The sequence below is a fragment of the Neorhodopirellula pilleata genome (assembly GCF_007859915.1).
Lineage (GTDB): Bacteria > Planctomycetota > Planctomycetia > Pirellulales > Pirellulaceae > Rhodopirellula > Rhodopirellula pilleata.
On the sequence record NZ_SJPM01000025.1, the window covers coordinates 1 to 12,454 of the forward strand.

Annotated in this window: 7 protein-coding genes; 4 read left to right on the forward strand and 3 right to left on the reverse strand. The window is 53.7% G+C overall.

From position 1 onward, the window contains the following. Positions 1-220: 220 nt before the first annotated feature. The 4 genes from Pla100_RS28080 to Pla100_RS28100 all read left to right on the forward strand — a co-directional run bounded on the left by Pla100_RS28080 (position 221) and on the right by Pla100_RS28100 (position 9,603). Positions 221-1,699 (forward strand): sulfatase family protein, encoded by a 1,479-nt coding sequence (locus Pla100_RS28080; protein ID WP_390620672.1) that lies wholly within the window; start codon positions 221-223, stop codon positions 1,697-1,699. A 419-nt stretch (positions 1,700-2,118) separates the two neighbouring features. Next, positions 2,119-5,613, forward strand: coding sequence for a PVC-type heme-binding CxxCH protein (locus tag Pla100_RS28090; protein ID WP_231603722.1), 3,495 nt, complete (start codon positions 2,119-2,121; stop codon positions 5,611-5,613). Between the two features lie 175 nt (positions 5,614-5,788). Next, positions 5,789-8,860 (forward strand): PVC-type heme-binding CxxCH protein, encoded by a 3,072-nt coding sequence (locus tag Pla100_RS28095; protein WP_456238275.1) that lies wholly within the window; start codon positions 5,789-5,791, stop codon positions 8,858-8,860. Positions 8,861-9,003: 143 nt separating this feature from the next. Next, entirely contained in the window at positions 9,004-9,603 is a 600-nt protein-coding gene (locus Pla100_RS28100; RefSeq protein WP_146582380.1) for a sulfatase-like hydrolase/transferase, read from the forward strand. Between the two features lie 163 nt (positions 9,604-9,766). Here Pla100_RS28100 and Pla100_RS28105 read toward each other — a convergent pair whose 3' ends face one another. The 3 genes from Pla100_RS28105 to Pla100_RS28115 all read right to left on the reverse strand — a co-directional run bounded on the left by Pla100_RS28105 (position 9,767) and on the right by Pla100_RS28115 (position 12,303). After that, positions 9,767-10,894: a hypothetical protein gene (locus Pla100_RS28105; protein WP_146582330.1), complete on the reverse strand. Its 1,128-nt coding sequence runs from the start codon at positions 10,892-10,894 to the stop codon at positions 9,767-9,769. Positions 10,895-10,909: 15 nt separating this feature from the next. Then, positions 10,910-11,536 (reverse strand): M56 family metallopeptidase, encoded by a 627-nt coding sequence (locus tag Pla100_RS28110; RefSeq protein ID WP_231603724.1) that lies wholly within the window; start codon positions 11,534-11,536, stop codon positions 10,910-10,912. Between the two features lie 380 nt (positions 11,537-11,916). After that, the gene (locus Pla100_RS28115) at positions 11,917-12,303 is read right to left on the reverse strand and encodes a BlaI/MecI/CopY family transcriptional regulator (RefSeq protein WP_146582334.1); all 387 of its coding nucleotides are present in this window, start codon (positions 12,301-12,303) and stop codon (positions 11,917-11,919) included. Between the last annotated feature and the right edge of the window lie 151 nt (positions 12,304-12,454).

Sequence of the window (12,454 nt, forward strand, 5' to 3'; positions counted from 1 at the left end):
CAGAGACAGGATCATCGCCCATGAGAAAGCACCGTCTGACGGTACGGCTAAACACGTGTCCGACCGCGACTTCGCCCGGATCAAAAACTTCCGCTCGACTCATCCGTGCCATCACGCACCTCAGTGGCTACCAATTCAGCAAACTCGACGCCATCATAGTTTCCGCTACAGGGTGCCAAGTCAATAGCCTCTGCGGTGCTATGTCCCCAAGATCCTCCTTGTGGGGCTTGGATCTTTTGTTTTTGCTAGTCCTGCGAGTGCGGATCGTCCGAATATCGTGTGGATCATCCCAGACGACATGTCCGCGAATTTTGCTTGCTATGGCGAAACGGCAATTGCGACGCCGAATGTGGATAAGCTCGCTGCTAACGGTGTGAAGTTCACGAATGCCTACGTGACTGCTCCTGTATGCTCGACGTGTCGTTCCGCGTTCATTACAGGGATGTATCAAACGAGCATCGGTGCACATCATCATCGCAGCGGTCGTGGTGACGAGAAAATTCGATTGCCGGAGCCTATCAAGCTGCTGCCAAAACTATTTCAAGAAGCTGGGTACTTCACGTCCATTTCCGGCTGGCCAATAGCGAAGGGGCTGGGCAAGACCGATTATAACTTTGAGTGGGACAAATCCGTCTACGACGGTTCGGACTGGTCAAAACGCAAACGAGGTCAACCCTTTTTTGCACAGATTCAAACACAAGGGGGCAAGCTGCGTGGGAGTAACGAATCGGGTTGGGAGAAGAGTCAGGCTGCCGCAGAGAAAAAGCTAGGAGATCGCACTGGCATCGAGTCAGTGAAGTTGCCGCCATATTATCCGAGACACCCCGATGTCTTACGAGATTGGGCCGCGTATTTGGATTCTGTTCGCATGACGGACGTGATGGTGGGTGAGGTGATCGCCAGACTTGAGAAGGAAGGTGTGCTCGACAACACACTCGTGCTCTTCATGACCGACCATGGGATTAGTCACGCGCGCGGGAAGCAGTTCATGTATGACGAGGGATTGCATGTGCCGCTTGTGATCCGTGGCCCAGGAATTGTGGCTGGCTCGGTGCGTGAGGATCTTGTCGAGCATATCGATATCGCGGCGCTATCGCTTGCAGCAGCTGGAATTGCGATTCCAGACTACATGCAAGCCAAAGACATTCTCGCTACGGAATACACGCCACGAATTGCTGTGTTTTCGGCACGTGATCGTTGCGATGAAACAGTTGATCACATGCGATCGGTTCGAACAAAGGAGTTTAAATACATTCGCAATTTTCTGCCGAATCGACCTTACCTCCAGCCTTGTGCCTACAAAGACAAAAAGCAAATTTTAATTGCGATGCGGGAATGGCACGATGCTGGAAAGCTAGATGCCGTCCAGGAGTTGGTGTTCCGAAACGTGCGTCCGGAAGAAGAGCTGTACGATGTGAAAGCAGATCCGCATGAAATTCGCAATCTTGCCGGCGATTCGAATTTTGCAGATACGCTCGTGGAAATGCGCGGCCAACTCGATCGATGGATGGATGAAACGAACGATCGAGGTCGCACGCCCGAGTCGGCGACGATGTATGACAGCGACATGGATGTCTATCTCAATGCAATGCGACGCAAAAACGATCCCGCTCATCTAAAGGAAATCGAAGCCAACATCGCACTGATGAAAAAGTGGGCCGCCACGATCCCCGCATCCCCAGCGAAGGAAGGCGATTGATCGTAAGATACGATGACCTCAGCCCGCACACGATTCACGTGGCACGAATTCAATGGCGAACACGCGTTTATGCGAGACCAGGGGTCCCCGCTGCGACCCTGCTCTCGCGCAATTGCTGAACTCGAGGATGTGCCAGCAGCTTACGAATTGCTGAATTAACAGTCTCGCGACGCGTCTCGACTATTCATCGATCAGCAGCCTTTATCTTGCACAACGATCGTAGGGAAGTGCTGAAATCGACCTCAACTTCTTCCGCAAAAGAGCGCAATGACGAACCCTGGCGATTAGACTACAATCTTTGAATTCCACCCTCTGGAAATGCCCGCTATCCCACCTTTCCCCACCCCTCCACCCAACACTGCGTCACCTTGCCATTCGGCTTGTGCGTCAAACGCGGTTCAAACCCAAATTTCAGCAATATGAATCACAGCGTCCCTGAAATGCTTAAGAAAAAACTCTCGCTGCTCCTGACCCTTTGTATTTTACAAGCCGTCATTGCAGTCCCTTCTGCGTCTGCTGAAGAACCGATTGAGTTCAAACCCAATGACGTGGTTGCCATCTACGGCAATGGACTCGCCGACCGAATGCAGCATGATCCGTGGGTCGAGACCGTACTTCAGAGTCAACTCGCGGGAAAAAATGTTCGTTTCCGAAACATGAGTTTCTCGGGTGACATGGTTAACAAACGTCCACGCAGCCAGGGGTTTACCAACGACGACGAGTACCTACAGCATGTTGCACCGGACGTCGTTTTCTGTTTCTACGGATACAACGAGTCATTTGCCGGTCAGGGCGGAGCGGATGCCTACCAAGCGGAATTGGTGAAATTGGTTCATCGGTACACGAAACTGCGAAAGGAAGCAGGCAAGGAAGTTCGGTTTGTTCTGTTCAGCCCCATAGCGTATCAGAATACGGGCGATCGCAACCTTCCCGACGGATCGGAGTTGAATGCGAATCTCGCTGTTTATACCGAGGCGACACGCAGAGCTGCTGCGGAAACGAACGCGACGTTTGTTGATCTCTTCACGCCGACCATGCATTTGTTTTCATCGAGTACCGAGCGATACACCATCAACGGCATTCATCTGAATGCGAATGGCTACAAAAAGCTCGCCGACATCATTTCGCAAGCGCTGCTCGGAAAGCGAGCGCCCGACCTGAGCAAACTTGCCGATATCTACAAAGCCGTCGAGGACAAGAATTGGCATTGGCACAACCGCTATCGCGCAACCGATGGTAACGACATTTGGGGTGGACGATCGACGTTGACTTTTGTGGACGGTCAAAGCAACGCTGAAGTCCTCAAGCACGAGTTGGTGATGTTGGATGTGATGACTGCGAACCGCGACGAGGCTATTTGGGCGGCATCCGAGGGCAAGCAATATGTTGTCGACGACAGCAACGTTCCACCACCCATCAAAGTGATATCCAACGTCGGCGGTGGCAGCAGAAGTTCGAGTGCAGAAAAAGAAGGTAGCGTTGACTACCTTAGCCCCGAAGAGTCCCTCGCAAAGATCAACGTTCCTGAGGGTTATCAGCTGAACGTGTTCGCTTCGGAAGTTCAGTTTCCCGATCTTGCCAACCCCGTGCAAATGCAAGTCGACGCCAAGGGCCGTCTTTGGGTGGCAAGCTGGAACACGTACCCCAAGTGGGAACCCGGCAAAGAAATGAACGACAGCCTCATGATTCTTGAGGACACTGACAACGATGGCAAAGCGGACACGCGCAAAATCTTCGCTCATGTCCACAACCCGCTGGGGTTTGAGTTTTGGGGTGGCGGCGTCATTGTCACTTCGGGACCCGATCTCCTTTTCTTGAAGGATACCGATGGCGACGACAAGGCGGACATGCGCTACCCGATTCTGCAAGGACTGGGAACCGAAGACACGCATCACGCCGCGAACAACTTGATCATGGGACCGGACGGCGGGATCTATTGGCAAAGTGGTATCTTCCTGGTTCACAATCACGAAACACCCTGGAAGTCGAACCTCGCGATCGGCGCCTCGGGGATGTACCGATTTGATCCACGCACCTTTGCGATCACTCCGCATGCTGCGAACAGTCCGAATCCGCATGGAACTAGCTTTGACTATTGGGGTTATTGCTATGCCAACGACGGCACCGGTGGAAAGTCGTATCAAGTGCGTCCTGAAGGCAAGGGATTCAAAATGCACATGCTTTTGACCAAAGAGTTTCGCCCTGTTGCTGGGGATGAAATTCTGTCGTCCCAGCATTTCCCCGAAGAGATTCAGAATGATTTTTTGATATGCAACACAATCGGTTTTTTGGGTGTCAAGCAGTACTCGCTTGATCGCGAAGGGGACGGTAAAACCCGAAAATTTGGGGAGGTTTGGGGAACTCCTGGGCTTGAGTTGCTCAACAGCGACGATCGAAACTTCCGCGCGACCGATGCGGTTGTTGGTGAAGACGGTGCTTTGTACGTTTCCGACTGGCACAATGCCATCATCGGTCACATGCAGCACAATATTCGTGACCCTAATCGTGACCACAAACATGGTCGCATTTTCCGGTTGACCGTGAAAGACCGACCATTGCAAGAGCCTGTCAAAATCGACGGCGAACCGATCGCGGTGCTGTTAGAGAATTTAAAACACCCCGTCAACGGTGTCCGTCATCGTTCGCGAGTCGAACTGAGCGCTCGCGATTCAGACGCTGTAATCGCTGCGGCGCAGCAGTGGATCAAAGGCTTTGATCCCAACGATGAAATCGAAGCCCATCATCTACTTGAAGCGCTGTGGTTGCACCAGCAGCACGGTGTGAAGAACGAAACGCTGCTCAATTCACTCTTAGGTTCGAGCGTGAAGCATGCCGTTGTCGCTGCGAGCACAGTCAAGCATTTCTGGGAGAACGTGGATGTGAATGGTGCGACCGATTTTGCTGCGGCTGCGGAAGTCGAATTCGTAAAATTCAGTCACCCCAAGCACCTCGATCGTAAATATAAGAGCGAATACAAATTGGGGTCGCAGGTATACCAACGAGAGTCGCACTGCGCGACGTGCCACTTGGCACACGGCCTAGGAAGCGCCAACATTTATCCGCCGCTCGTTGACAGCCCGTGGGTCAACGGAAGCGAAGAGCGATTGATCAAGATGGCTTTGCATGGCGTGTGGGGAAAAATGACGGTCAACGGAAAAACTTACGATCCGTCACGAGGCGTTCCGCCGATGACCGCTTTTCGATCCTTGTTGAAGGACAACGAACTTGCCGCAGTTTTGACGTTTGTACGTAACACTTGGGGCAACCAAGCCTCTCCGATCTCGACTGAGACCGTTAAAAGAGTTCGCAAAGAATCGAGCGACCGAAGCACATTCTGGAAACCGGAGGAACTGCTCGCGGAGCATCCATTGGAGCCTGAACTCGAAGGTAAGAGCATCGCTGTGGAAGAATTCTCCAACGAGGCTTTGGAAAAGGAACTGCTAGGCATATCGACTGCTGAACTAGCTCGAATCGCGATGGAAAAGGGGAATGCAGAGCGAGGCAAGAAACTCTTCTATCAATCGGGTGCGGCCTGCTTTGGCTGTCACGATCCACCGAAGGGTGCCGCTAGACTTGGTCCAGACCTCACGAAGATGACGACGAAGCTCACGGCAGAGCAACTGGTTGATTCGCTTCTTCGCCCGTCCGAATTGATCGACAAAGATTTCGCGCAAGTCAATGTGCTCGATGTTAATGGAAAGGTGCAAACGGGGGTGCGTGTCTCCGAGAACGATAAGGAAATTGTTTTACGCAATCTGGCCGCACCCGATCCGATCACGATCAAACAGAACGACATCGAAGAAGTCATAGACTCGAAAGTGTCACTGATGCCAGAGAACTTGGTTCGACAACTCAAGAACCGTAGCGAGTTCGATGATTTGATGAAGTACATCTTCCAAATCAGAAAACCGTAGGCATCGGTCAAACATTTACTTTCGTAGTGGGCGAGGCAGCGAGTCCTGCGGCACAGGACTCGTTGCCTCGTTCACTACCGATTCCCTTCTTGCATGATGGTTTCTTCCTCTGATGTGTTTGTTGTTTCGATCGGTCGTTTTTAGTTGCTTCATTCTCTTTGTTTGCCCGCTCGCGATGGGCGAAGAGGCTAGCTCGAAAGCACCACCTCTTTCACCCGCCGATTCGATCGCAACCATGAAGATTGCTGATGGGTACGCCGTGGTCCCAGTGCTGACGGAACCGCACATTCATGAACCATCGGCGGTCGCTTGGGATGGCAACGGGCGCATGTATGTCATCGAGATGCGAACCTACATGCAGGACATCGATGGCAAAAATCAATTAGCGCCCAGTAGCCGCGTTTCTCGGCATGAGGATCGAGACGGCGATGGCGTCTACGAAACACACACCGTGTTTGCGGACAATTTGATCTTGCCTCGAATGGTGTTGCCTTTGCTTGATCGGGTGATCATTCGCGAGACGAATACGCTCGATTTGAAGAGTTACCAAGACACGGATGACGATGGTGTTGCTGATAAAATCGAAATGTGGCATGAAGGGGGCAAACGTGGCGGTAACCTAGAGCATCAGCCGAGCGGATTGGTTTGGAACCTTGACAATTGGATTTACACTACCTATTCGCAGCACCGATATCGCTTCACCGGGGGCGAGGTCGTACGCGAACCACTGCCGCACGGAAGTGGACAATGGGGGATTACGCATGATGACGTAGGTCGCATTTTCTACTCGACGGCGGGTGGTGAAAATCCGGCCATGGACTTTCAGCGTCCGATCATTTATGGCCAGCTCTCGCTGCCGGGCGAACAAGCCGAAGGTTTTCGTGAGTGCTTTCCGATCGATAACGTGCCTGATGTACAAGGCGGTCGCGCTCGAGTTCGAGACGATAACACACTCAATCGGTTTACGGGATGTTGTGGACAATCGATCTACCGTGGCAACGCGATGCCGGCGGACTTCAGCGGCGATTTGATCATTCCCGAGCCAGTTGGGCGCTTGGTTCGCCGCGCCAAGGTTACCAACGATCAAGGCCGTATCGTTGTTTCTAACGCGTATGACCAGTCCGAATTTATCGCAGCGACGGATCCCAATTTTCGTCCTGTTAGCAGTGCTACGGGCCCAGACGGATGTTTGTATTTAGTCGACATGTATCGCGGCATCATCCAAGAGGGAAACTGGGTTCGCGACGGTTCCTATCTTCGTGGCGTCGTCCAAGAGTACGAGCTAGATAAGAACGTGGGCCGCGGACGGATCTTTCGAATTGACCATGAAACAACCCAACGTGGCCCGCAACCTCGAATGTTGGAAGAGTCCCCAGCTCAACTTGTCGCTCATCTTTCGCACCCCAACGGATGGTGGCGCAGCGAGGCTCAAAAACTCATTGTCTTGCACAGCGATCCGAGTGTCGTCCCGGCGCTCAAGCAACTTGCGAAAATAAGCGACAACCCGTTAGCGAGGTTGCATGCACTGTGGACATTGGAAGGACTCGACGCTGTTGACATCGCGATGTTGAAGGATCGCATTACCGATTCGGATGATCGAGTTCGCTCGGCTGCGATTCGTATTGCGGAACCATGGATGAAGGACGACCGATCTGTAGACGAGTTACTGACGCAAGCGGTTCCGGACGAGAGTCCCGAAGTAGCGATCCAAACGCTGCTCTCGCTTTCCCGGACGGGACACCCCAATGCGGAATCGTTGTCGGCTGAGATCGTGTCGCGGCATCATGAGAATGAAGCGGTGACGCGTATCGCAGACCAATTGAAGGCTCGTGCTGCAGCAATGATTGCCGAGGCGAAGAAGCTCGAAGAACTGAGGCGACGCGACAAAGTACTCGCGGACTCGGTGGTTCGCGGAAAAACGATCTACACGACGCTTTGCGTGACGTGCCACGGTCCCGACGGCAAAGGCGTTACCTCACCCGATCACACGGGAATGATGGTCGCACCCTCGTTGGTCGGATCCCCGCGTGTGACAGGTCACAAGGAGCGGTTGTCTCGGATTATGTTGCATGGCCTGATGGGGCCTATTGATGAAAAGACTTACACGGCGGGTTTGATGTTGCCCATGGGCGCAAATACAGATCAATGGATCAGCGATGCGGCGAACTACATTCGGAACGAGTGGGGCAACAAAGCGGGACTCGTTGAGTCGTCCGACATCGCAAGAATTCGAGAGGAGTCCACGGGCCGCGTAGGACCATGGACATTGAACGAGTTGACGTACTTTGACCCACCTCCGCTCGATAATCGCGAGCGATGGAAGCTGACCGCAAGCCACGATGCGGACAAGGTATCGGCGGCTGTCGATGGCGATGCGAAGAGTCGCTGGGACACTGGCAAAAAGCAGCAACCGGGCATGTGGTTCGGCATCGAGCTTCCGGAGCCAGTGAAACTATTGTCAATCACGTTGGACGCGGCAAGATCGAAAACGGACTACCCACGTGGATTCGCGGTCGTGGTTTCTAGCGATGGCAAGACGTGGAGCGAACCAGTGGCGAAAGGAAACGGTGATGAACCGGTAACGGAAATTGAAATCGATAGTTCTGATCCGGTCCAACACATTCGAATTGAGCAAACGGGGACTTCGAGCAATAAGTACTGGTCGATTCACGAGTTGGCGATTAAAGGTCTCTCGTTGCGTGATGGTCCGCCGGTATCGCTGAGTGAACAGCTCAGTGAGGTCGATGCGAGTGAACTGGCTCGGGAAGCCCGTGCCTCAGGGGACGCATTGCGAGGTGCCAAACTGTTTTACAATCAATCGTTGTCGTGTGCGAAGTGTCACGATCCCTCTAGCGGTGATCGCTTGGGACCTGATTTGGCTTCGAAGCGAGACGACGTCAACGATCCGTTTATCGTCGAGTCCGTCTTGAATCCGTCCAAGGCGATTCGCAAAGAGTTTTCGCAGATGATGGTGTTGACTGCCGATGGGCTTGCATTGACGGGATTCGTGGTCAGCGAGAGCGACGACGAATTAGTGTTGCGTGAACCGGCAGGTGGTAAGATCATTAAACTCTTGCAGGACGATATTGACGCGATGAAGCCATCAACGACATCGGCTATGCCTGCCGGGTTGATCAATCAGCTCACCGATCGCGGGCAATTTTTGGACCTGATCCGCTTTTTGATGGAAGTCAATGACGCGGGTTCGCAGCGTTTGTCGGAAATCAAGCAAGCGATCGCACCGTAGGAAAGTCAACAAATATCGATGCATTCGGTTTGGCGTCATTTCCCCAGTGTTCAAACAATGAGATCCTCATCACGAGCCATCAAAGAAAAATGAGTTGTCAGTCTAAATCGAGAATCAGTTATGTGAGCTGCGTCGTGTTGCTCATGCTCTGTACCGCTTCCATTATTAGCAGCGTTTTTTCGCCATCCTCAGCGAGCGCTGCGGAGCAGCCAAACGTCATCGTCTTTTTGACGGACGATCAAGGCTGGGGGGATTTGGCATGTTATGGTCATCCCGTCATTAAATCTCCGAATCTAGATCGCTTTGCATCTGAAGGGCTGCGGTTCACACAGTGCTATGCTGCCTGTTCGGTTTGCTCTCCTTCGCGATCGGCGATTTTGACGGGACGGACTCCTTATCGAAATGGCGTGTGGCGTTGGATTCCACCAGGATCTCAGTACCATCTGCGTGAGAGCGAGATCACCATTGCCGAACTGCTAAAAAACCGTGGCTACGAAACCTGCCATGCCGGTAAATGGCACTTGAATGGTAAGTTCAATTCCGATGAACAACCACAACCGGACGATCATGGCTACGACCATTGGTTGGCGACTCAGAACAACGCTTCGCCGAACCACATGAACCCGACCAATTACGTTCGCAACGGAGATGAGGTTGGGCCGATGGAAGGACCGAGTGCCGTGATTGCGGCGGGACGAGCTTGGGGACACGACACTTTGCCAGCTCATCGGCATGTAGCTTGACGGAGCTACATCCCTGATTCAACAACAGTCGCCTGCACCGAAGCCTCGACGGCTTTGGTTTTGCCGGGTCTGGCGGCGGTTGCGATGAGAAAAGCGCATGCCTCATCCACGATCGGCCTGTTGGGCCGATGAGCTGAAGCAAATAAGATGCTGATCCCGGACCTTAGTCCGTGACCGCGAATAGCTCGCGTGCCCGCCGACGCAAATGATAACGTCGATGAGTGCCGTGACTCCGCATGGAGTCGACACTGTCGGGACTACCGGCAACGGTGCAGAACAGCTTGCCGAAGTCGCTAACCAACTCACACCAAGACGCTTGATCCAAACCGAGTCGCTGGAGAAGCGGCGGGACACTTGCGGGCGTCTTGCCACGTTTGCCTGGGGCCGCCTGACGGGCCGTCCAGTCCAATAGTTCCAAGTAGTCCGCCAGCGACATCGCTAAGAATCCCTTGTCGCTGCAACGCTCCGGCGTGTCACTGCCACACGGGCCGATCGGATCAAGCAGTTCGTCGATCGAAACAGGCGACAGAAACGAATCGCGACGATGCCGCAATTTCGCAATCGGTTCGGATCGCTCGCCAGTGGCTTCGTCGGGTGGCGTTTCGTGACGTGTCGCTTCGTCGGGTGGTGTTTCGTGAACTTCTTCACGTTCGGCTTGGATTCGCCGCTGAGCCGAGGTGAAATTGCTGTCTTCGATCCGCTCGCACATCGCCGCCCGAATCGGATTGAGATCCACATAAGCCGCACAAGCCAACAAAGACGCCTCATCGGTGAGCCGCGTCGCCTTGTATCGATCCTGGAAAAAGCGACCGCGTTCTTCGTCCTCACGGTTGGCCCGCATTGCCACACGCTGGCACAGCAACCGCATCCACCAACTCAGATCACTCAAACGACGGCGAATCTCTTCACGTTTAACCGGACAACCGGCGATGGAGTTGATCTCCGGTTGGGTCGGTTCCATCGGCGACCCGTCCGCCTTGCGATGATTGGGGCACAGCATCATCCAACGACGGGCGACTTCTTCATCGCTCCACGTCGCAACGACGTCCGGTCGAGACCTAAGAATCAAATGAAAATGATTTGCTAGCAAACTATAGCAAAGCAGATCGATACCGAAATATGCCGCGAATTGCTGCAAATATTCCTCGATCCAGCGTTTGCGATGGTCGAAGTTCTTCCCAGAGACAGGATCATCGCCCATGAGAAAACACCGTCTAACGGTACGGCTAAACACGTGTCCGACCGCGACTTCGCCCGGATCAAAAACTTCCGCTCGACTCATCCGTGCCATCACGCACCTCAATAGTTACCAACTCAGCAAACTCGACCCGGTCATGGTTACCGCTACAGGGTGCCAAGTCAATAGCCTCTGCGGTGCTATGTCCCCATGGTCTTCCCCCTGTTCAACTCGCAATCGCCACGTGGCGATCCACGCCAGGGGATGAAACCACGCGACGATCAGGCACCAACGAGCGATCGTCTGCCAGAACAAGTCGGCTCGGCGAATGTGAATCAATTCATGGGCAAGCACCACGTTCAGCCGGTCGGAGGTCCAGTTTCCGAATCCGGCGGGCAACACGACCACGGGTGACGCCCAACCCGTGACAAACGGAACGATTTCTTCCGACGAGACCCCGAGTTTGACATGTTTCCGCAGTCCAAGTTTTTTGCTGAGGGCGATGAACTGGTCGCAATGGCGTCCTTCTTCGATCAACAAGCTGCCGCGAATGAGCTGTCGGACTCGACGAGTCGATCGAAGGAACAACAACGCACCGACAAACATTCCCATTGCCCAAACAACGATCAGCGTCGCCTCGATCACGTGCCAATTCGTATCGATCTCAGGCAGAATTGCAGCGGCCTGCTCCGGCGATGCCGACGACGACGCCACTGCCAATGAACTCACCGCCGGTGTGGCGGGAGTTGCGTGCATCGGTAACTGATCGGATGCCACTGACTCAATCAGGATTGATATTGGCGGAGGTTGTTCGTCAACGGCATCAACTCGAGTGTTCAAATCGAACGCATTTACGCGCAGGACGGTTTGTCGCAACGCTTCCGGTGCTGAGTCTCGCGGCGTCTGCCACGCAGTCCACCTTGGCAATGGAATTGACGGGACAAGCAGCGGCGCGATTAGGACAGCGACCATTGATAAGGCCCAAGTGCGATGCCGTGCTGCCGCAGATGCTCGACACCAAGTGAGAGCAATCAACCCGGCAAAAGTCCACACAAAGGTCGCCGTCAAAGCCACAATTATCAGAAGTGTCGAAGCGAATTCGCTCAGGTTGGAAGGGAAGCTCGTTGCAAACAGCATCAGCGGTTCTCCCTTCGAGCTTCTTCGATCATTTGATTCATGCGATCGAGGTCTTCGTCGTTCAGCTCGCCGGACACATCCAGAAGTGTGGCAAGCGCTTCCACAGGTTGCTCAGCAAAGAAGGTCGAAACCAGATTGCGGAATGCGGATTTCCGAGCGGTCTCATGCGGTGTGGCCGGCCTAAAAAGGTGCCTTTTCCCCTCCTGGCGTTTGCGAAGCACTTTCTTGTCGACCAGCAGAGTCAACATCGTCCGGACGGTGGAATAGGTCGGCGCGTCGGCGATTTCCGACCGGACGTCTGCCACGCTGGCTTCTCCCAGCCGATAAACGGCTTCGGCAATCTGCCGTTCTCGCTTGCCAAGATCCTGTAAAGAGGTCTTTCCCATGCTGTCACCTGCCACCTACTCACGGGGTAAATGTGTTAATGCACTAACACATGTTAATGGGTTAACACATTGTTACAAGTGTCATTTCGAAAAAGCGACGGCTGGTCGAAAATGCTTGTGGTCGCCTTGGGATCGGAAGCGAGCGGCCCGA